25 protein-coding genes, 2 pseudogenes and 1 riboswitch are annotated in these 17,606 nt (G+C 64.8%); of the genes and pseudogenes, 19 read left to right on the forward strand and 8 right to left on the reverse strand.

The genetic code is table 11. The features are described from left to right. Positions 1–144 precede the first annotated feature (144 nt). Positions 145–957 carry a response regulator gene (locus tag ACVMB1_RS38065; protein ID WP_057016134.1) on the forward strand — a complete coding sequence of 271 codons (813 nt, stop codon included), beginning with the start codon at positions 145–147 and terminating at the stop codon, positions 955–957. Positions 958–1,038: 81 nt separating this feature from the next. Here the strand turns inward: ACVMB1_RS38065 and ACVMB1_RS38070 are convergent, their stop codons facing one another. Further along, positions 1,039–2,250, reverse strand: a complete 1,212-nt coding sequence (locus ACVMB1_RS38070; RefSeq protein ID WP_141342494.1) for a cytochrome P450 — start codon at positions 2,248–2,250, stop codon at positions 1,039–1,041. A 115-nt stretch (positions 2,251–2,365) separates the two neighbouring features. Between ACVMB1_RS38070 and ACVMB1_RS38075 the strand changes: the two are divergent. The 4 genes and pseudogenes from ACVMB1_RS38075 to ACVMB1_RS38090 all read left to right on the forward strand — a co-directional run. Further along, a pseudogene (locus ACVMB1_RS38075) lies at positions 2,366–2,533 on the forward strand (TetR/AcrR family transcriptional regulator); the annotation flags it as partial. Between the two features lie 148 nt (positions 2,534–2,681). Beyond that, positions 2,682–3,089 carry a hypothetical protein gene (locus tag ACVMB1_RS38080; RefSeq protein WP_456849713.1) on the forward strand — a complete coding sequence of 136 codons (408 nt, stop codon included), beginning with the start codon at positions 2,682–2,684 and terminating at the stop codon, positions 3,087–3,089. 157 nt (positions 3,090–3,246) lie between these two features. Then, positions 3,247–3,417, forward strand: a pseudogene (locus ACVMB1_RS38085) (EamA family transporter); the annotation flags it as partial. Between the two features lie 57 nt (positions 3,418–3,474). Next, on the forward strand, positions 3,475–3,615 hold the full coding sequence (locus ACVMB1_RS38090) for a hypothetical protein (RefSeq protein ID WP_155258615.1): 141 nt from the start codon (positions 3,475–3,477) through the stop codon (positions 3,613–3,615). A 26-nt stretch (positions 3,616–3,641) separates the two neighbouring features. On the opposite strand, the gene ACVMB1_RS38095 is transcribed toward ACVMB1_RS38090, so the two are convergent. Beyond that, complete coding sequence (locus tag ACVMB1_RS38095; RefSeq protein ID WP_057016136.1) at positions 3,642–3,893, reverse strand: hypothetical protein; 252 nt, start codon at positions 3,891–3,893, stop codon at positions 3,642–3,644. A 178-nt stretch (positions 3,894–4,071) separates the two neighbouring features. On the opposite strand from ACVMB1_RS38095, the gene ACVMB1_RS38100 reads away from it, so the two are divergent. The 4 genes from ACVMB1_RS38100 (at position 4,072) to crcB (ending at position 5,156) form a co-directional block, all read left to right on the forward strand. Then, positions 4,072–4,248 carry a hypothetical protein gene (locus ACVMB1_RS38100; protein WP_194295308.1) on the forward strand — a complete coding sequence of 59 codons (177 nt, stop codon included), beginning with the start codon at positions 4,072–4,074 and terminating at the stop codon, positions 4,246–4,248. A 37-nt stretch (positions 4,249–4,285) separates the two neighbouring features. Continuing rightward, positions 4,286–4,408 (forward strand): hypothetical protein, encoded by a 123-nt coding sequence (locus ACVMB1_RS38105; RefSeq protein ID WP_256521238.1) that lies wholly within the window; start codon positions 4,286–4,288, stop codon positions 4,406–4,408. Positions 4,409–4,470: 62 nt separating this feature from the next. Next, positions 4,471–4,531: riboswitch (Fluoride riboswitch) on the forward strand. A 68-nt stretch (positions 4,532–4,599) separates the two neighbouring features. Continuing rightward, positions 4,600–4,773 carry a hypothetical protein gene (locus tag ACVMB1_RS38110; RefSeq protein WP_156436118.1) on the forward strand — a complete coding sequence of 58 codons (174 nt, stop codon included), beginning with the start codon at positions 4,600–4,602 and terminating at the stop codon, positions 4,771–4,773. Further along, entirely contained in the window at positions 4,770–5,156 is a 387-nt protein-coding gene (gene crcB / locus ACVMB1_RS38115; protein ID WP_076824913.1) for a fluoride efflux transporter CrcB, read from the forward strand. Before ACVMB1_RS38110 ends, crcB begins: the two co-directional genes overlap by 4 nt. Here crcB and ACVMB1_RS38120 read toward each other — a convergent pair. Further along, a complete protein-coding gene (locus tag ACVMB1_RS38120) occupies positions 5,153–5,407 on the reverse strand; it encodes a hypothetical protein (protein WP_076824915.1) in 255 nt (84 codons plus the stop codon). The two genes, crcB and ACVMB1_RS38120, sit on opposite strands and share 4 nt — an antisense overlap. Before the next feature lie 207 nt (positions 5,408–5,614). On the opposite strand from ACVMB1_RS38120, the gene ACVMB1_RS38125 reads away from it, so the two are divergent. The 6 genes from ACVMB1_RS38125 to ACVMB1_RS38150 all read left to right on the forward strand — a co-directional run bounded on the left by ACVMB1_RS38125 (position 5,615) and on the right by ACVMB1_RS38150 (position 9,076). Continuing rightward, complete coding sequence (locus tag ACVMB1_RS38125) at positions 5,615–5,836, forward strand: hypothetical protein (protein ID WP_057016139.1); 222 nt, start codon at positions 5,615–5,617, stop codon at positions 5,834–5,836. 269 nt (positions 5,837–6,105) lie between these two features. Next, entirely contained in the window at positions 6,106–6,786 is a 681-nt protein-coding gene (locus tag ACVMB1_RS38130) for a transglutaminase-like domain-containing protein (protein WP_076824917.1), read from the forward strand. Between the two features lie 43 nt (positions 6,787–6,829). Beyond that, positions 6,830–7,756 (forward strand): DMT family transporter, encoded by a 927-nt coding sequence (locus ACVMB1_RS38135; protein WP_076824919.1) that lies wholly within the window; start codon positions 6,830–6,832, stop codon positions 7,754–7,756. Positions 7,757–7,839: 83 nt separating this feature from the next. Then, positions 7,840–8,022, forward strand: coding sequence for a hypothetical protein (locus tag ACVMB1_RS38140; RefSeq protein WP_057016142.1), 183 nt, complete (start codon positions 7,840–7,842; stop codon positions 8,020–8,022). Positions 8,023–8,158: 136 nt separating this feature from the next. Continuing rightward, positions 8,159–8,332: a hypothetical protein gene (locus ACVMB1_RS38145; protein ID WP_168857994.1), complete on the forward strand. Its 174-nt coding sequence runs from the start codon at positions 8,159–8,161 to the stop codon at positions 8,330–8,332. Between the two features lie 351 nt (positions 8,333–8,683). Then, positions 8,684–9,076 (forward strand): hypothetical protein, encoded by a 393-nt coding sequence (locus ACVMB1_RS38150; RefSeq protein ID WP_076824921.1) that lies wholly within the window; start codon positions 8,684–8,686, stop codon positions 9,074–9,076. Positions 9,077–9,162: 86 nt separating this feature from the next. Here ACVMB1_RS38150 and ACVMB1_RS38155 read toward each other — a convergent pair whose 3' ends face one another. Together ACVMB1_RS38155 and ACVMB1_RS38160 are read right to left on the reverse strand one after the other, a co-directional pair. Next, positions 9,163–9,603: a hypothetical protein gene (locus ACVMB1_RS38155; protein WP_076824923.1), complete on the reverse strand. Its 441-nt coding sequence runs from the start codon at positions 9,601–9,603 to the stop codon at positions 9,163–9,165. A gap of 166 nt (positions 9,604–9,769) precedes the next feature. Then, positions 9,770–10,141: a DUF883 family protein gene (locus ACVMB1_RS38160; RefSeq protein ID WP_076824925.1), complete on the reverse strand. Its 372-nt coding sequence runs from the start codon at positions 10,139–10,141 to the stop codon at positions 9,770–9,772. Between ACVMB1_RS38160 and ACVMB1_RS38165 the strand changes: the two genes are divergently transcribed. Continuing rightward, entirely contained in the window at positions 10,131–10,331 is a 201-nt protein-coding gene (locus ACVMB1_RS38165) for a hypothetical protein (RefSeq protein WP_141342503.1), read from the forward strand. The two genes, ACVMB1_RS38160 and ACVMB1_RS38165, sit on opposite strands and share 11 nt — an antisense overlap. Positions 10,332–10,415: 84 nt before the next feature. Here ACVMB1_RS38165 and ACVMB1_RS38170 read toward each other — a convergent pair whose 3' ends face one another. Then, positions 10,416–11,528 carry an AI-2E family transporter gene (locus ACVMB1_RS38170; RefSeq protein WP_076824927.1) on the reverse strand — a complete coding sequence of 371 codons (1,113 nt, stop codon included), beginning with the start codon at positions 11,526–11,528 and terminating at the stop codon, positions 10,416–10,418. 227 nt (positions 11,529–11,755) lie between these two features. Between ACVMB1_RS38170 and ACVMB1_RS38175 the strand changes: the two genes are divergently transcribed. The 3 genes from ACVMB1_RS38175 (at position 11,756) to ACVMB1_RS38185 (ending at position 13,496) form a co-directional block, all read left to right on the forward strand. Continuing rightward, positions 11,756–12,571, forward strand: a complete 816-nt coding sequence (locus ACVMB1_RS38175) for a L,D-transpeptidase (RefSeq protein ID WP_076824961.1) — start codon at positions 11,756–11,758, stop codon at positions 12,569–12,571. A gap of 27 nt (positions 12,572–12,598) precedes the next feature. Beyond that, positions 12,599–13,228 carry a DUF2865 domain-containing protein gene (locus ACVMB1_RS38180; protein WP_057016146.1) on the forward strand — a complete coding sequence of 210 codons (630 nt, stop codon included), beginning with the start codon at positions 12,599–12,601 and terminating at the stop codon, positions 13,226–13,228. Between the two features lie 112 nt (positions 13,229–13,340). Continuing rightward, entirely contained in the window at positions 13,341–13,496 is a 156-nt protein-coding gene (locus ACVMB1_RS38185) for a Thivi_2564 family membrane protein (RefSeq protein ID WP_085970696.1), read from the forward strand. A gap of 395 nt (positions 13,497–13,891) precedes the next feature. On the opposite strand, the gene ACVMB1_RS38190 is transcribed toward ACVMB1_RS38185, so the two are convergent. Together ACVMB1_RS38190 and ACVMB1_RS38195 are read right to left on the reverse strand one after the other, a co-directional pair. After that, on the reverse strand, positions 13,892–16,054 hold the full coding sequence (locus ACVMB1_RS38190) for a malate synthase G (RefSeq protein WP_076824930.1): 2,163 nt from the start codon (positions 16,052–16,054) through the stop codon (positions 13,892–13,894). A gap of 206 nt (positions 16,055–16,260) precedes the next feature. Continuing rightward, positions 16,261–17,508 carry an MFS transporter gene (locus tag ACVMB1_RS38195; RefSeq protein ID WP_200844478.1) on the reverse strand — a complete coding sequence of 416 codons (1,248 nt, stop codon included), beginning with the start codon at positions 17,506–17,508 and terminating at the stop codon, positions 16,261–16,263. Positions 17,509–17,606: the final 98 nt, after the last annotated feature.

Raw genomic sequence — 17,606 nt, forward strand, 5'->3', positions numbered from 1 at the left:
GCTGGAACTATTTCGTGGAACTTTTTCGGCTTTCGCGCGTAGTCGGCGATGCAGGGGAACCGGGGTCGTCCCAGAACTGGATTCTGCCGCCCCCAGACAATGGGTTTCAGGCCGCCAGGCCTCACGAACAAGGATGGAGTGGGAATGTCCCGATCGCAGATCGTTGCCGAACACCTTCCGCTGTTGCGCCGTTACGCTCGCGCACTGACCGGAAATCAGGCGTCGGGGGACGCCTATGTCGGGGCCATGCTCGAGGCCCTGTTGCAGGATGGATCGTTGCTGGATCAGACCCACGGGCCGCGCGCCGGCCTGTTTCGGCTGTTCACCCAGATCTGGAATTCGGTGTCGGTGAACAACAACGAAAATGCCGACGTGGCGACGCTGTCGCTGCCGCCGGAGCGTCGGCTGTCCAACATCACGCCGCTGCCTCGCCAGGCCTTCCTGCTGCTGTCGCTCGAGGGCTTCTCGGAGGAGGAGGTCGGCTACATTCTCGGCACCGATATCGCCGAGACGCGCAAGCTCACCGATGCCGCCGGCCGCGAGATGGCCGCCGAGATCGCCACCGACGTCCTGATCATTGAGGACGAGACCTTCATCGCCATGGACCTCGAGAGCCTGGTGAAGAATCTCGGTCACAACGTCATCGGCGTTGCCCGCACGCATTCCGACGCCGTGGCGCTCGCCAAGAACAAGAAGCCCGGCCTGATCCTCGCCGATATCCAGCTCGCCGATGGCTCGTCGGGCCTCGATGCCGTGAACGAGTTGCTGCGGACCTTCGAGGTGCCGGTGGTGTTCATCACCGCCTATCCCGAGCGCTTCCTGACCGGCGAGCGGCCGGAGCCGGCATTCCTGATCTCAAAGCCGTTCCAGCCGGCGATGGTGTCGGCGGTGGCGAGCCAGGCGCTGTTCTTCCAGCGCAACTCGCGCAACCGCACGCCGCGCGCGGCATCGGCATGATCTGAATTTACGCAAGGGAGCAAAATCCAGACCGGCGTGCCGAAAGGTACGCCGGCTTTTTTTGAGCCTTCGATAGCGACGTTACTTCGGCGTCACGCGGACCGGCATTGTGCTGAGCGCCCGCAGGCCCGAGCTGTCGCGGAAGGCTGTGGGGCCTGCGATCTCGAGCCGTTTGACGCGGCTGGCGAGCGCTGTGATCACGGCCTCGGCTTCCAGCCGCGCCACCATCTGCCCGACGCAGCCGTGGATGCCGACGCCGAAGCCCATGTGTCCGGAGAGCCGCCGTCTGACGTCGAATTGGTCGGCATGCTCCCAGCGCGTCTCGTCGCGGTTGGCGGAGGCGAGCAGCAGCAGCACCTTCTCGTGCTTGCCGATCCTGACGCCGGCGATCTCGGTGTCATGCGGCGTGGTGCGGAACACGAATGGCGCCGGTGAATCGAAGCGCAGCGTCTCGTCGAATGCCGCGCGCGACAACGACGGATCGGCTGCAAGCAGCGACCATTGCTCGGGATGGCGCGCAAGCGTGTACAGCGCCATGCCGATCGCGCTGATCGTGGTGTCGAGCCCGGCCGAGAGCAGCGAACGCACCAGCAGCGGAGCTTCCTCCGCGCTGATCTCGCCGGCGTCGGCCGCCTCATAGACCTGCGCGCCAAAGCTGCCCGGGCGCAGCGCCTCGCGCTGGCAGCGCGCCGCGACCCAGGGCAGCACGCGCGGCGCCTCTTTCATCAACGCGCGAAAATAATCGTTCTCGGGCCCGAAGCCGGCGAACACCATCGCGCCATAGGTCAGGAAGTTCTCGCGCCCCTCCTGGTCGATGCCGAGCGCGTCGGGAAACACGCTGACCGGAAACACCTCCGCGATGTCCTTGATGGCGTCAAACGATCCGCGCTCGACCAGCCCGTCGATCAGCCGCGTCGCCGTTGACTTGAAATCATCTGCAAGCCGCCGCATCGCACCGGGCGAGAGGATCCGCGCCAGCACCGCGCGGGTTCGGGTGTGCAGCGGCGGATCGGCTTCCAGCACGATGCTCGGCGGCCGCCACGGCTTCTCCTTGAAGTGGTTCGCAAGTCCCGCGCCGCCGGCGTTGCTGAAATTGACATGGTCCCCAAAGATCGTCTTGACCTCGGCAAAGCGCGGCACCGCCCAGATGTCATAACTGGTCAGGCGGATGACCGGCGCCGCGGCACGCAGCTCCGCATAGGTGCCGTAGGGATCGGCCCGCGTCGCCGCGCTGAACGGATCGAAATCGCTGCGGGCCATTTCGCCTGCAAGGGAGCTCGCTTGGCTGCTCATCGGATCCTCCCGTCTTGTCATGAGTTAATTGACCATAGTCAATTAACTTGCATATTGCAAGGGCGGGGTTGCCATCGGGGCGGGTGCGCGGCATGGAGGCGCGAGGCAGATGGGGATGTCGATCGTGGAGCGAGCCAAAGACGCACGGCGCTTTCAGCGCAGGGCGCGCCAGGAGGCCGACAAGGAGGCGCTGAAGGCGCTGATCCTTAAGACCGCGCGCAGGGAGTTCGCCGCCGGCACGCTCGAGACCGTATCGATCCAGAAGATCGCCGACGCGATCGGCTACTCGAAGGGCACCGTTCTCAAATATTACCCGACCAAGCTGCTGCTGCTGCTCGCGGTGAAGCAGCAGAATCTCGAGGCGGTCGCCGAACGCCTCGAGCGGGTCCGCGCGAGAGACGGCCGACAGCGATCTGCGGCTGCGGCGCGTGATGGAAACCTATCTCGATTACTGGGCCGACAATCCCGATCACTTCCGCTCACTGTTCTCGATGTCCGGTACGACCGAGGACCGCCGTTTTCCCGACGGCGTCTATTTCGGCGAGACCGAGATCGCGCGCCGCAGCTACGAATTGTTCGTGATCTCGGTGCGGGAATTTCTGGCGGCACATGGCGCCGAGCCGGCGCCTGGCCTGCCGCAGCGGCTCGCGACCGCGCTGCTGGCGGCGACCCACGGCGTGGTCGCGCTCACGCTCGGCACGCCGACCATGAAACTGCCCGACATGCGCGGCACCGGCCGCCTGCTCATCGCAAGCCTGATCGATGCCTGGACGGCCAGGCTTGCCGCCGCTCGGAAAAACGACGGCTGGCCGCGGATCACGATCGGCACCTTCGCCTGACGGAGCGTGCCGCGCGTCCCCGCATACGCTACACGCCCCTCATACGCGAAGCGATGTGGAATCCCGTGCGTTCGCCTGCTAAGCGCCGCCCATGGATACGACGCAGCGCGATCGAACGGTGGGCTTTCTCTGCCTAGTGGTGTGACGGCGTTCGGCTGAGACGCTGCGCCGCCTGCCGCCGACATCGGCGTCAACGGGCATGCTGCTGGTGCCGGTCATCGGCGTGGTGTCGGCCGCGATCATTCTCGGTGAGCCGCTGGGCCTGCGCGAGATCGGCGCCATGGCGCTGACGCTCGGCGGCGTGACGCTGGCGCTGCAGCGAGCCTGATGCAGGCGAGGGAACGGACATCGGTGCATCGCGTTCTCCCGAAAAGGGAGCTTGGCCATGCGCAAGGCGATCGCGCGGCTTGATGCGGAGCAGAGGGCGCAACTGCTTTATCTCGCAGATCTCGGCACGGCGATGTTCACGTCGGCCCTCGTGGTGTGCATCCTGAAGGCGATTGTCGACCTGTTCGCCGCAGGCTGAACCGCCACGTCTGCGCCAACGCGCCGTCAATCCTCTTCCGCCTCTAGCGGGGCATCGCTCTGGATATGTCCATCCGGCCCCCGGTTGAATACCCCGTAATCGCTCGATTTCACTCCTGCCGCCCCATCGGTGCCACCGCCGGCCAGACCGAGCTTGAGCAACTCGCGGACCGCCGCGGCGCGGGTCGGCATGCGGTGCTTGAAGCGGAAATCGTCGAGGGCTGCCAACTCCTCTGGCGACAGCATGACCTGAAGCCGTTCGGCGCGAAGCTCATTCATCGCAAAACACCCAAACTTAGCTTGTTGAGTGATTTGCTAAACCGCCAAACTCGCGTGGGGTTCCATCGGTTGAGTTAAAAACGTTGATTGAGTAAATTTTTCAAATGAAATCAATAGTTTAGATAAAAATAAAGGAACGGTCCGACCACCCATCTCGTTATGCTGCTGGAGAGATGCCATGACCAACCACGTCAAGCTTCCCCGCAAGCTATCCGAGGAGCCGGAAGCCCCGAAACCGCGGCGTCCGAGCCACGCGAAAGTCATCGAGCAACTGGACCGCTGGGCCAACAGCCCCGGTCTTCAACCGCCAAAGGTCGATAATGCAGAGGACGATTCAAAAGCGGAAGCGATCTGAACCCCACACATTCGAGCAGCGCCTCGAGGAACACCGCGTGCGACTTGAAAGCCGGCTCGCGCAATTGCCGCGCGGTGCCGAACGCGAGCAGATCGTCGCGCGCATCGAGCAACTGCGGACAGCCGTCGAATTGAACGCGATGCTGTCGACGGCCGGCTGAGCCGAGAAGCGAAACGGCGGAACGGCCCACTTGCTCCCGCCGCTCCGCCCGCCTACCATTCCCATGTTGATGGGGATGGAGTTCCCCGATAACCGCCGCAAGGCTGATGACTCCTACCGGGCGCGACAGCGTCGGTAGGAGCATGCGCCACCGCCGACCCGCCGTGTCCCGCGAATGAGAAGGGACAGCGCATGGCGGGTCTTCCTGGTTCACTCTCAATCGCATTGTCGCTGGTCGGGTCGATCTGGCTCGTCGGTGTCGTCGCCCTGCTGGTCGGCGCGCCGGGCGAGCTGGTCGCGGCGACCTTCGTGCTTGGGTTGGTGGCGGGCTTCGTCGAATGGCGAGCCGGAAAGGTGGAGCATTGAACGTTCAGTTGTTGGCGGCGGTCGCGATCGGCGGTTCGCTGGGATCGGTCGCGCGCTATCTGGTGGCGATCGGCGCGGGGCGCCTTGTCGGTACGGACTTTCCCTGGGGCACGCTGGTGATCAACATCGTGGGTTCATTCCTGATCGGCGCCTTCGCGGAGGCGTTCGCGCTGAGCTGGAATGCCAGCCAGGCGATGCGGGTGTTTCTCACCGTCGGCATTTGCGGCGGCTTCACCACCTTCTCGACCTTCTCGCTCGATGCGATCGTGCTGATGCAGCGCGGCGAGCTATGGTCGGCCGGCACCTACATCGCGGCCTCCGTCGCGCTCTCGATTTTCGCGCTGTTCGGCGGCCTGCTGCTGGTGCGGGCGTTCACAGCCTAGTCAGTCGCGCGGCGGCCGGTGCGTGGATTGAGCGGTGCGGTCGGCGGCCGTCGCAGCGCTTCGGGCAGGAACGGTTCGCCCCGCCGAGGCGAGGCGTCGGCACGCACATCGGCGGCCCATTGCGCACGTTCGTGCGGCGTCTGGTTGTCGTTGAAGCTTCGCTTCACATCGACGCCGTCGACGGGATCGTTGACGCCGTTCCGGCTGGCGGGATGGTCGACGCCGCTGTGGATGTCACTGGAGTTGCCCATCGCGGCCTCCGTGCTCGGCTGATCCGGATCAGGATTTGATCCTGGATCCAGGACTTCTGCACCAACGTGGCCGGCGCAAGCGCCGTTCCAAACATGAAAGTGAAGGGCGGGAGGTACCGTCCGCCGCCCGGAATCCTTGGCGCGTCCGGGACCAGCCGGTAGGATGGAACCCGGATGGCAGCCAGGAACCAAGGGAAAGACCGGGGAATGAAGCATATCGACGTCGCGGTGATTGCTGCCACGCTGTGGCTGCTGGCGTCGATGGTGCTCGACATCCTGACGCCGAAGTCGCTCACCGCGCTGATGATCGCCGCCGCGCTTGCGCCGCCGTTCCTGATCGGGATCGGCATCCATTTCGCACGTGAATATTTCAAGGCGAGGCGACGCAGCTACCCGCCGCCGCAGTTGGACGAACACTTCAAGAACTAAAGCATGATCCGGAAAAGTGCGAAGCGGTTTTCCGAGAAGATCATGCTCAAACAAGGAGCTAAAACGCGATGATGATTCAACCTAATCTCATCGCGCTTTAGCGTGTTTTCGAGCGAAGCGGACACCGGTTCGCGTGAAGAAAACGCGTCAAAACTAGAATCCAGAGCCCCGTTTCGATTCAATCGGAGCGGGGCTCCGGCCGGGCAGCGCTGCGGGACGGGCTGCACGTGCTGCATTGAACTGCCCACATGGCTTGCTAAGCTTGCGCCATGACCGAGCATCTCCCGGAAACGATCAGCCGCCTCTACACCGACCCTGGCGAATATGTCGACAGCGACCATCCCGCCGTCGAGGCGTTCGCCCGCGCCGCCGTTCCGTCTGACGCCAGCGCGCGCGACAAGGCGCGCCGGCTCTACACCGCGGTGCGTGACGGCATCCGCTACAACCCCTATGTCAGCATGCGCTCGCCCGAGAGCTACCGGGCCTCCAGCGTGCTCGCCGCCGGCAACGGCTATTGCGTCGGCAAGGCGGCGCTCTATGCCGCGGCCTGCCGGGTCCACGGCATCCCGGCGCGTGTCGGCTTCGCCGATGTGCGCAACCATCTCACCACCGAGAAGCTGCGCCAGAGCATGGGCTCGGACCTGTTCACCTGGCACGGCTTCACCGACGTGTTCGTCGACGGCGCCTGGCGCAAGGCGACGCCGACCTTCAACGACACGCTGTGCGCCAAGCTCGGCGTCAAGCCGCTCGATTTCGACGGCCACGCCGACGCACTGCTGCATCCCTTCGACGGTGAAGGGCGCGCCTACATGCAGTATGTCAACGACCACGGCAGCTATCACGACGTCCCCGCCAAATTCCTGATGCGCGAGATGGCGCGCGAATACGCCAACATGCAGGGCGAGGATCTCGCCGGCCGCGACATGGAGCGCGAGGCGGCCGAGCAGTAGCGGACGTCTGAGCCGATCGCGCGCCGGCTGAGGGGGCGGTGTCATGGATGCGGAGCCGCCGAAGGCGCAGGTCAGCCGCCCCGCCAAGGGCTGGGAGGACGCGGTCGCGCTGACGGGCTTCATCCTGGTCGCGGTCGGGCAGGCCTCCAACCAGGTTCTGGCGCGCGGGCTTGCCGGCTCGGTGCCGCCGTTTTCGCTCGCCTTCTTCCGCTGGAGCATCATCGCCATCGGCCTCGCCCCGTTTGCGATCGCAGCGATCCGCGACGGCAAGATCCCGCTGGCGCAGAACCTCTGGCCGATCTTCGCCGCCGGCTTCCTCGGCATGTTCCTGTGCGGCGGCCCGGTCTACATCGCCGGCATCACGACCACGGCGATCCACATCGCGCTGATCTTCGCGCTGTCGCCGATCATGGTGCTGCTGATCTCGGCGGCGCTCGGCATCGAGCATATTGGTCCGCTGCAATGGCTCGGCACGGCGCTGGCGCTCGGCGGCGCGCTCCTGATCGTCTCGGGCGGTCATCTGGAAACGCTGACGCAATCGAGCGCGGCCTGGGGCGATCTCCTGGTGGTGTGCGCGATGCTCGGCTGGTCCGGCTACACGCTGCTGCAGTCGCGCGTCGCGCCGCGCGCCTCGCTGCTGGCTCGGGTCAGCCTGTTCTCGGCGGCCGGCGCGCTGTGCTCGCTGCCGCAGGCGCTCCGGGAGATGTGGGCCATGCCGGCGGAGGTGTTCAACACCCGGGCGTTCGAGGCCTATGTCTTCGCCGGCCTCGTGCCCGGCCTGATCGCCTATGCCGGCTTCGCCTGGCTCGGCGCGAGATTCGGCTCTGTGCGGAGCTCGCTGGTGCTCTACGTCGCACCGATCGCGAGCGCGTTGCTGTCCTGGATCATCCTCGGCGAGCCGCCGAAGCTGATCCATCTGGTTGGCGGCCTTTTGATCCTCGGCGGCGTCTGGGCGAGCCTGCGCAAATAGATCCAGTTGCTTGCCAAGGTGCAACCTTTTCCGGCCTCGTGCGTTGAATCCAGCGTTGATTCAAGAGCTTAGTCGGAGGTCGCATGAATCTTACTCCCCAGCAGCGCAAGGACCGTGATGCGCAGCGTCAGCAAGATGCATCGCAGGCGATGAAGGAGCATCGCGCCAACGAGAAGGCGTTCTACGACAACTTCCAGCGCCTCAAGGCCGAACGGCAGGCGCGCGAAGCTGCGGAGTTACGGAAGACGAAATCCGCTTCGAAATAAGCGCTTGGAGTCACACCCACCAATCCGGATGGCCCGGATCTGATCGACCGAGAAGGAGCGGAAGCGAGGGGGCGAGCACGGCGCAAACAAGCTCGCCCCGAAGACGAGAAATCTCCAGGCTTATGGAGGACGTCAGATGTACTTTGCCGATCAGAAAACGGTCACCTGCAAATGCGGTGAGCCCTTGAGCGAATTGATGCTCGTCGACGACCAGACAACCGGAATCAAGTTTCACGTCGGTCGTTGCCCGTCCTGCCGTGAAGTGACGGTTGTTCGATCCCAGGACATGCCATCGAACGACAATGCCTGACGCGGACGGTCCTCTCGCGAGTGGGAGGACCGGGCCATTGGTTTCAGATTTTTCGATTGCGACCGGTGAGCGACAGGCCGGCTGACGCATCGTTTGCGGCACACCAGAAAAGAGCAGGGCGCGACCGGCATCACCACGGTCGCGCCCTACGTCGCCGGTCAATGGGGCAGGGGGAATAACCGGCTCTTCCAAAGACTCGCAGACCCCCTGAGTCGTTCCGCACAAGCGAAAATATTTTCGTACACGGTTAAGTGATGGCCGGACGCGAGAACCCCGCGGGTTTCGTTCGCGTTGTGTCCGGGATCGCCAAGGGATCGTCGAGCGAATTTCCATGGGGCGAGGGACATCACCATGTCAAAGATTCAGATGGGAATTTTCGCTGCGCTGGCGGCTGGGCTGACGCTTGGCGCCGTCCAGCTGGCATCTGGCCACGATCTCATCGGCCGCCAGCAGGTCACCACCGCACTGGCGCCGGAGAGCGCCGTCAATCGCGCCGCCAAGACCGACCGTTCCACGGTTCCGGTCATCGGCCTGCCGAGCCGGACCGTTGCGCTGAAGGTCGAGCGGCTTCCCGATACGTCGGTGCTGGTCCGCGTCCCCGTGGCCAAGGAAGAGGCGCGCCATCGCCCCGCGGTGCCGGCTCGGGCACGGCCCGGCGACACCCGCAAAGTGGCCTGCGAGCCCGTGGTCAGCGTGCTGACCGAAGTGGCCAAGCTGCTGCAGCCCGGCCGCTGCGTGACCTGAAAAGGGCGCACAGTCGTCTAATGTCGACGGCGTCATCGCCCGGCTTGATGTTCAGTTGCGGTTTGCACCTTACCGGGCAACGCAGGCTATTCCTCCTCGTCCGCCTCGCCGCCGCTGGCAGCGCTGCGGCCTGCCATCAGGCCAAGTGCGAGGCCGCCGATCGCCAGGATCGGGATGAGCCGCTTCGCCCCGATGGCCCGCACGATCTGCAGGCCGGTGGCGACCACCACGGGATCGGCAAACACATTGGCCGCGGCGGCTTTTGCCGCCTTCTCGGCGCGGCGGCGCATCTCGCGCTTGCGCACGATGTAGACGCTGGCGGTGATCAGCGTGACGACAAGGAACAGCGCAGCGCCGGCGAGGCACGCTTCCACCGGCCCGTAGTGCTGCAGCACGTAGACGAAGGCGGCGGCGCACAGAAAGCCGATGGTGATGAACAGCGCGATCGCGGCGGCCGCGGCCAGCGACGTCAGCCGCAGCGCGTTGCCGGTGGTATCCTTGACGTCATTGATCAGCCGCTGAAGCATCGACCAGCCCTGCCCTGAATCTTGTCCTGAATCTTGCCTCGAACCTTGCCCTGAAGAGCGCGTCGACAAACGCGGCGGCGGCGCGCCAGCGCCGCCATCGCATCCAGAGGGGTGGTTTCCGCGTGACCGCCACCATGGGGCTCATCCCCCGGAGACCGCAGATTGCCTAGCGGCGCCAGGTGACGCCGATCAGGAAGCCGAGACCCAGCGCAAGGCCGACCGTCGCCAGCGGCCGCTGCGTGATCATATCTTCCAGCGATTCCTCGATCGAGGATGCGGCATCCTGCGCCGCGCCCATCATCGCGCTGCCGCGCTCCGACATGTCGTCGAGTGTATCTTCCGCACTGGCGCGCGCATCCTTGTAGCGGCGGCGAGCCTGCCTGCCCGCGTTGTTGGCAAACGAGTTCAGCGCGTCGGTGATCTGTTCGGTGAGGGCGGCGATATCGTTCTTCACGGCGGTGACATCCTTTTCAAGGCGTTCGTAGGTCGCTTTGTCCGTCATGTTCTTGATCCCAAATGCGCTGTCCGTGCTCGACATCGAAAAGCTCCCGGAGAACTTGCGTGCTGGAGCAAAAACGCGCCGCGCGGTGCATGGTTCCAGCCGTGAAACCGGGCTTTCAAACGGTGCCGGCTTCGCTCGAGAACGCCTTGCTAGTGTGCTGAATGCGAAGTTCGTGCGATTTCGCGCCAGCCACTTTCACGAACTTCGCATTCATAAAGCACACTAGAATCATAAGTTTGCTAGTGTCCTTATCGAATCCGAAGTTCGCTCCGAAGGTACGGCAAATGATGCGAACTTCGGATTCGGGACACTAGTCCTCCGGCAGCTGCGGCGAATTGACCGGCATCAAATGCTCCTTGACGATCAGTGCCACGATCAGGAGCGGCGACGACAGGAAGGCGCCCATCGGGCCCCATAGCCAGGTCCAGAACGCCAGCGCCAGGAAGACTGCGAGCGCGTTCAGCGACAGTCTGCGGCCGACGATCGTCGGCGTGACGAAATGTCCTTCCATGAAGGTCACGACGGTAAAGCAGGCCGGCGCGATCAGCCCGGCGCCGATGGTCGGCGAGGCGATGATGCCGACCGCGACCAGCACGACAAACATCGCGATCGGCCCGATGATCGGAACGAAGTTCAGCGTGGCGGCGAGCGCACCGAGCCCAGCCGGATTTGGCATGCCCGTTGCTGCGCAGATCGCGCCGGTGACGATGCCGACGCCGACATTGATCATGGTCACCATCAGAAGATAATTGCCGAGATGGGTCTCGACCTCGTTGAGGATGCGCAGCGTACGCAGCCGCGCCGTGCGTTCGCTGAATGCCATCACCAGTGCGCGGCGCAGATCCTTCCAGCTTGCGATGAACAGGATCAGGGTCGCGATGAACAGCAGGAATTCGGCGAAGGTCGGCGACAGGAATTCCAGCGTCGGCTGCACCCATTCGAATTTCGGCAGCTGGAGCGTGGCCAGCGTATCGGAGCCGCCGACCATGGTCTGCAATTCCTGCCACAGCGCGAGCGGCCGGTCGAACACGCGCAGCTTCTCCTTCAGGATCGCGCCGAGCTCGGGCAGCCGCGAGCTCCACTCCATCACCGGCGAGGCAATCAGCCCGACCATGAAGCTGACGGCGGCGCCGACCGCGATCACGATGACGACCGCGCCGAGCGCGCGCGGAATCCGATAGCGCTCGAGCATGCTCGCCGCCGGCGACAGCATGGTGCCGACGATGAAGGCCATGGTGATCGGGAGGAAGAAGGCGCGTGCGAAATAGAGCACCGCGACAATGACAATAACCAGCAGGGCCATCAATGCGAAAGCGACGGCCTCGGCGCGGCTGACAACCGGCGGCAGTTCGATCTTGCTGTCGGGGACTGGCGTGCCTTCGGGCGCTTTGCCAAGCAGGTCTTCACTTGGAAAGGCGCGCACCGAACTCCTCCCGCGTGAGGACGAACAAACCCGCCGCGTGGTCGCCCCGCGCGTCGAATGGCGCGATGACAACGGGCCGCTCCTCGGAAAGTTCCGTCGCGCGTTCGTGAGACGTGACGGGTTGACAATCGCGGCTTCGCGACGACTCGCGGCGGAACCGACTCGCGGCCATGCGCGTTGGCCCGGCATCGCATCACCACGATGCGCATCCCGTCCAGGGGCAGCACATGACACAGCAGTCTGTTTCCAGCCGCCGGCTTGCGTCGCGCGCCGCGCGCACCTTTGCCTTCGCCAGCGTCCTGTTTGCGACGCCGTTTGTTGTCGCCACGTCGGCCAGCGCCCAGGTCCGTTCTTCCGCGCTCGGCTATGCGTCGACGCAGTCGGGCGCATTTCCCGCCGACGAGGTGATGAACGACCCCTCGATTGCCGGCGAGGACGGCGCGCTGCCGGAGCGGCTGCGCCGGACCACCGTCGCGCTCAACACGACTGAGGCGCCCGGCACCATCATCATCGATACCGGCAACACCGCACTCTATTACGTGCTCGGCGGCGGCCGGGCGATCCGCTACGGCGTCGGCGTCGGCCGCGAGGGCTTCACCTGGGCCGGCACACAGACCATCAGCCGCAAGGCCGAATGGCCGGACTGGCATCCGCCCGCCGAGATGATCAGGCGCCAGCCCTATCTGCCGCGCTTCATGGCCGGCGGCCCGGGCAACCCGCTCGGTGCGCGCGCGATGTATCTCGGCTCCAGCGAATACCGCATCCACGGCACCAACGATCCCTCGACGATCGGCAAGTTCGTCTCGTCCGGCTGTATCCGCCTGACCAATGAAGACGTTTCCGACCTGTTCAGCCGGGTCGATGTCGGCACCAGGGTCGTGGTGCTGCCGAAGAACGCGCCGCACCTCGCCGCGCGCGAGATCGGCCCGACCACGACGCAGATCTCGGTCCGGCCGGCCGCGGCGCGGCCGCGCCCCGCGGCGGCGACGCTGCCGTCCGGGCGTCAGGCGATGAACATCCCGACGGCTTCCTCGTTGTACTGACGATCGATGTTGTACTGAGGGCCGGTGATGGTGACGCGATACTCCAGGCGGTGGGCGTTCGGGACCGCGGCAGTGCTTGGCCTGTCCCTTGCGCCTGCGGCGCAAGCCCAGGATTTCTTCTCGCAACTGTTCGGCGGCTTCATGCATGGCCGCCCGCCGATGATTCGGATGCCGTTCGACGATGGGCCGCCTATGATGCCGCGGGTCGAGCGCCGTCCACGCTATGACGTCGGCCAGGCCTATTGCGTGCGGACCTGCGACGGCCGCTATTTCCCGCTTGCGTCGACCGGCAACCAGAGCAAGGCGGAAAGCTGCAACAGCTTCTGTCCGGCGAGCGCGACCGAAGTGGTCTATGGCGGCAATATCGACAACGCCGCGACGGAAGACGGCAAGCCGTATTCCGAGCTGCCGAACGCGTTCCGCTATCGCGACGAGCTGGTCTCGGGCTGCACCTGCAACGGCAAGGACTCTGTCGGCCTCGCCGCGGTGAAAATCGAGGACGATCCGACCTTGCGCAAGGGCGACATCGTCGCCGGCAAGGACGGGCTGATGTCGGTGAGCCGTCCGGACCGGCGCGGCGCGCAGCTCAACTTCACGCCGGCGCCGGATCGCATCCGCGCCAAATATGGCCGGCCGGCGGTGGTGGCGCGCGAGTAGCGTCGATCACATGCGGGCGGCCGCCTTCGGTTCCTGGCGCGGAACCGGCCTGCCTCCTGCACGTTAGCAAAGGGCGAACAGCACATTCACCGATGCCATCAGGGGGCTCCGCATGCTCGTCGGCGTACTCGTCACCTTCCTTGTCGTTATTCTCGTTCTTTATCTCATCAACATGCTGCCGCTCGACGGCCGCGCCAAGCAGATCGCGCGCGCCGTCGTCATCATCATCGGCATCATCTCGCTGCTGAAGTATCTGGCGGTGTTCTAGATCCGTCATTGCGAGGAGCGAAGCGCAACCATCCTCATCGTCGTCCCTGCCTGGTGCGCAATTGCGCACCAGGCAAGGACGACAATGGCGGCGGTCGTGATTCAAGTTGTCAAACAGCTTCTCGGTGTCGTCACCCGCATGCATGAGCGGGGGGTGACACGGCGAGGGCGTCTGCACGATTTCGGGATAATGGAAATGTAGAGCTGATTTGCCCGACGAGTCAAGTCGCCGTATCCGCCGGCACCTTTGCATGGGGTTGTTTTCGATAATTTGGCAGTGCGCCCTTGCGACGGCAGGTGATCGCGTCCGGCTCTTCCCGGCGTCACTTGCGGCGCCAACAAAAAAGCCCCGGCTTATCGCCGGGGCTTTTGCTTGTCGTTGCGATCGCTTGCAGATCAGCCCGCGGCCTTGGCCTCGCGGCGGCGCGCGGTGAGGATGTATTCGGTATAGCCGTTCGGCTGCGTGCGGCCCTCGAAGATCAGGTCGCAGGCGGCCTTGAAGGCAGTGCCATCGAACGCGGGCGCCATCGGCTTGTAGAGCGAATCGCCGGCGTTCTGCTTGTCGACGACGACGGCCATGCGCTTCAGCGACTCCATCACCTGGTCCCTGGTGATGACGCCCTGATGCAGCCAGTTCGCGAGGTGCTGGCTCGAGATGCGCAGCGTGGCGCGGTCTTCCATCAGGCCGACATCGTGGATGTCGGGCACCTTGGAGCAGCCGACGCCCTGGTCGATCCAGCGCACGACGTAGCCCAGGATGCCCTGGCAGTTGTTGTCGATCTCCTGCTTCACATCGTCGGGCGCCCAGTTCGACTGCGACACCGGAATGGTGAGGATGTCGGAGAGCTTGGCACGCGGCCCACCCTTGGCGAGCTCCTGCTGGCGGGCGATCACATTGACCTGGTGATAGTGCAGCGCGTGCAGCGTGGCCGCGGTCGGCGACGGCACCCAGGCGGTGGTGGCACCGGCCTGCGGATGGCCGATCTTCTGCACCAGCATGTCGGCCATCTTGTCGGGGGCGGCCCACATGCCCTTGCCGATCTGGGCATGGCCGGGCAGGCCGTCGATCAGGCCGTTGTCGACGTTCCAGTCCTCATAGGCCTTGATCCACGGCTGCGCCTTCATGTCGTTCTTGCGGATCATCGGACCCGCTTCCATCGAGGTGTGGATCTCGTCGCCGGTACGGTCGAGGAAGCCGGTGTTGATGAACATGATGCGCTTGGAGGCGCGCTGGATGCAGGCCTTGAGGTTGACCGTGGTGCGGCGCTCCTCGTCCATGATGCCGACCTTCAGCGTGTTCTCCGGCAGGCCGAGCATCTTCTCGACCTCGGCGAACAGGTCGCAGGTCAGCGTCACCTCGTCGGGGCCGTGCATCTTCGGCTTGACGATATAGGCCGAGCCGGTGCGGCTGTTCTTGACCTTGGAATTGCCCTTGAGGTCGTGGATCGCGAGCAGGCCGGCGACCGCGGCATCCAGGATGCCTTCCGGGATTTCCTCACCCTTGGCGTCGAGCACGGCGTCGGTGAACATGTGGTGGCCGACATTGCGCATCAACAGCAGGCTGCGGCCGTGCAGCTTCAGCTCGCTGCCGTCGGGCTTCTTGTAGACGCGGTCGGCATTGAGCGAGCGGGTCAGCGTCTTGCCGCCCTTCTCGAAATCGGCCGACAGCGTGCCATTCATCAGGCCGAGCGTGTTGCGATAGACCAGCACCTTGTCCTCGGCGTCGACGGCAGCGACCGAGTCCTCCATGTCGAGAATGGTGGAGACCGCCGATTCCAGGATCATGTCGGCGACGCCGGCCGGGTCATCCTTGCCGATCGCGTTGTTGCGGTCGATCTTGACCTCGACATGCATGCCGTTGTTGACGAGCAGGATCGCGGAAGGCTGGGCGGCGTCGCCCTGATAGCCGGCGAACTGGGCGGCGTTCTTCAGCGCGGTCGAGTTGCCGCTCTTCAGCTTGACCGAGAGCTTGCCCGCGATCACGGCGTAGGAGGTGACGTCGGTGTGGCTTCCGGTCGCAAGCGGCACGGCGGCGTCGAGGAACGCCTTCGCCTTCGCGATCACCTTGTCGCCGCGGGCCTTGTTGTAGCCACGGCCAGCCTCGCTCGGATCGTGCGGGATCGCGTCGGTGCCGTAGAACGCGTCGTACAGCGAACCCCAGCGCGCGTTGGCGGCGTTCAGCGCGTAGCGGGCGTTGGTGAGCGGCACCACCAGCTGCGGGCCGCAGATCTTGCCGATTTCCTCATCGACATTTGATGTCTCGACCTTGTGGGTCGCGGGCTCGGGCAGCAGGTAGCCGATGTCCTTGAGGAACGCGGTGTAGGCGTTGATGTCGAACGCCTTGCCCCTGTTGGCGCGATGCCAGTCGTCGATCTTGGCCTGCAGCGTGTCGCGGACCGCGAGCAACTCGCGGTTCTTCGGTCCGAGCTTCTGGATGATGGCGGCAAGTCCGGCCCAGAACGCATCCGGGGCGATCCCGGTTTTCGGCGTCGCCTCCTTGGCGATGAAATCGAACAGGACAGGGGCAATCTTCAATCCATGGGCATCGACACGAGTCATGATGGGCTTTCTCAAAGAAATGGGGCGTTTAGGAGCTGTTTTCCAGAGAAATCAGCAAAAAACGCGCCAAAGGGCCGCGTTCACGGCCCTTTTAGCCCTAAAGTCCCGGTTCTGAGAAGGCCCCCTTTCCGGCCCCACGCTGCATCGTCACGCGGGCGGCCACCCTGAATCTTCCAAACGCCGGGGTCCGCTCCCGGAAAGACCCGTCAGGGCGCCCCGGTGCGTACCTTGCTGGCGATCAGCAATGCAGCGAGCACCAGGGGAATTGCGCCCGCTACGAACACAGCGGCTGCGCCCATCAGATCAAGCACCAGCCCGCCGCCGGCCGCGCCCATGGTGATGCCGAGGAAGATCGAGGCCACGGTCAGTCCGGTCCCGCTCTCGGTCTCGTCGGGCACCATGCGGGTGATCCAGGTCGTGGTCGCGACCGGTACGCCGCTGAAGGCAAATCCCCAGAGTGCGACCAGCACCAGAGCTGGAATGACGTCCTTGCCAAAGACCGAGAGCAACAGACCGATCACGCTGATCGCCAGCGGCATCGCGATCAGCGTGAGCTTGAGTTTGCGCTCGGCCATCAGCCCGCTCGCGAACGAGCCGAGGTAGTTGGCGACGCCGAAGGCAAGCAAGGTCGCCGCAACTCCGGCGGCGCCCAGCCCCGTCACGCTCTCAAGGAATGGACGGATATAGCCGAAATAGCCGAAGTGTCCGGTGAAGACCAACGTTGCCGCCAAGATGCCGGCGCCGATCCCCGGCCGTGTCAGGATGTCGATCAGGGTGTCGAGCCCGGCTTCTCCCCTTGGGGCCAAACGCGGCAGAGCGAGTGCCTGGATGACGAATACCGCTGCGCCCAATGCAGTCGCGAGCAGGAACACGGAGCGCCAGCTCGCCACCTCGCCGAGATAGCTGCCGAGCGGAACGGCAATGATCATCGCGGCGGGAATGCCGCTCATCACGATCGACAAGGCCCGGGCAACCAGCGATGGCGGCACCAGCCTGATCGTCGTCGCTGCCGCCATCGCCCAAAACCCGCCGATGGCAAGGCCGAGCACGATCCGCGCGGCCAGGAGGAACGTGATGCTCGGCGCCAGCGCCACCAGCAGATTGGAGATCACCAGGAGAATCGAAAAGCTGAGCAGCACCGGCTTTCGATTGAACCTGCGCGTCAGTGTCGGCGTGAACAATGCTCCGACCAGCCCGGCCAGCGAGGTCGCGGTCACGGCCTGACCGGCGAGGCCCGGACTCACACCGAGATCGCGCGCCATCGGCGTCAACAGACCGGACGGCAGGAACTCGGCCGTCAGAAGTGCGGTGACGCCCAGCATCATGGCCGCGACGGCGCCCCAGGCGGGCCTTTCCGGTGAGGCCGGCTTGTCACCAACCTTGAGCGCGGCGTCGCCCGGCATCAGCGCAACGGCATCGGCGTGCGCCAGAGCGGGGTCCACTTCTTGATCCATTGGCCGAACCTTCCATCTATGTTGCACCGCCGCAGACATAGGCTGGAGGTTTTGGACGATCTATGCCATAAACGCTCCAATGTTTGATCATTCGTCCA

The organism is Bradyrhizobium sp. USDA 4504, assembly GCF_054063995.1.

Coding starts and splice junctions, on each gene's coding strand:
- ACVMB1_RS38140 (WP_057016142.1), top strand. CDS start 7,840: ATGAATCTTACTCCCCAGCAGCGCAAGGACCGTGATGCGCAGCGTCAG.
- ACVMB1_RS38175 (WP_076824961.1), top strand. CDS start 11,756: ATGACACAGCAGTCTGTTTCCAGCCGCCGGCTTGCGTCGCGCGCCGCG.
- ACVMB1_RS38195 (WP_200844478.1), bottom strand. CDS start 17,508: ATGGATCAAGAAGTGGACCCCGCTCTGGCGCACGCCGATGCCGTTGCG.
- ACVMB1_RS38145 (WP_168857994.1), top strand. CDS start 8,159: ATGTACTTTGCCGATCAGAAAACGGTCACCTGCAAATGCGGTGAGCCC.
- ACVMB1_RS38100 (WP_194295308.1), top strand. CDS start 4,072: ATGACCAACCACGTCAAGCTTCCCCGCAAGCTATCCGAGGAGCCGGAA.
- ACVMB1_RS38185 (WP_085970696.1), top strand. CDS start 13,341: ATGCTCGTCGGCGTACTCGTCACCTTCCTTGTCGTTATTCTCGTTCTT.
- ACVMB1_RS38150 (WP_076824921.1), top strand. CDS start 8,684: ATGTCAAAGATTCAGATGGGAATTTTCGCTGCGCTGGCGGCTGGGCTG.
- ACVMB1_RS38125 (WP_057016139.1), top strand. CDS start 5,615: ATGAAGCATATCGACGTCGCGGTGATTGCTGCCACGCTGTGGCTGCTG.
- ACVMB1_RS38090 (WP_155258615.1), top strand. CDS start 3,475: ATGCGCAAGGCGATCGCGCGGCTTGATGCGGAGCAGAGGGCGCAACTG.
- ACVMB1_RS38160 (WP_076824925.1), bottom strand. CDS start 10,141: ATGTCGAGCACGGACAGCGCATTTGGGATCAAGAACATGACGGACAAA.
- ACVMB1_RS38095 (WP_057016136.1), bottom strand. CDS start 3,893: ATGAATGAGCTTCGCGCCGAACGGCTTCAGGTCATGCTGTCGCCAGAG.
- ACVMB1_RS38080 (WP_456849713.1), top strand. CDS start 2,682: ATGGAAACCTATCTCGATTACTGGGCCGACAATCCCGATCACTTCCGC.
- ACVMB1_RS38155 (WP_076824923.1), bottom strand. CDS start 9,603: ATGCTTCAGCGGCTGATCAATGACGTCAAGGATACCACCGGCAACGCG.
- ACVMB1_RS38180 (WP_057016146.1), top strand. CDS start 12,599: ATGGTGACGCGATACTCCAGGCGGTGGGCGTTCGGGACCGCGGCAGTG.
- ACVMB1_RS38070 (WP_141342494.1), bottom strand. CDS start 2,250: ATGAGCAGCCAAGCGAGCTCCCTTGCAGGCGAAATGGCCCGCAGCGAT.
- ACVMB1_RS38135 (WP_076824919.1), top strand. CDS start 6,830: ATGGATGCGGAGCCGCCGAAGGCGCAGGTCAGCCGCCCCGCCAAGGGC.
- ACVMB1_RS38110 (WP_156436118.1), top strand. CDS start 4,600: ATGGCGGGTCTTCCTGGTTCACTCTCAATCGCATTGTCGCTGGTCGGG.
- ACVMB1_RS38120 (WP_076824915.1), bottom strand. CDS start 5,407: ATGGGCAACTCCAGTGACATCCACAGCGGCGTCGACCATCCCGCCAGC.
- ACVMB1_RS38065 (WP_057016134.1), top strand. CDS start 145: ATGTCCCGATCGCAGATCGTTGCCGAACACCTTCCGCTGTTGCGCCGT.
- ACVMB1_RS38130 (WP_076824917.1), top strand. CDS start 6,106: ATGACCGAGCATCTCCCGGAAACGATCAGCCGCCTCTACACCGACCCT.
- ACVMB1_RS38190 (WP_076824930.1), bottom strand. CDS start 16,054: ATGACTCGTGTCGATGCCCATGGATTGAAGATTGCCCCTGTCCTGTTC.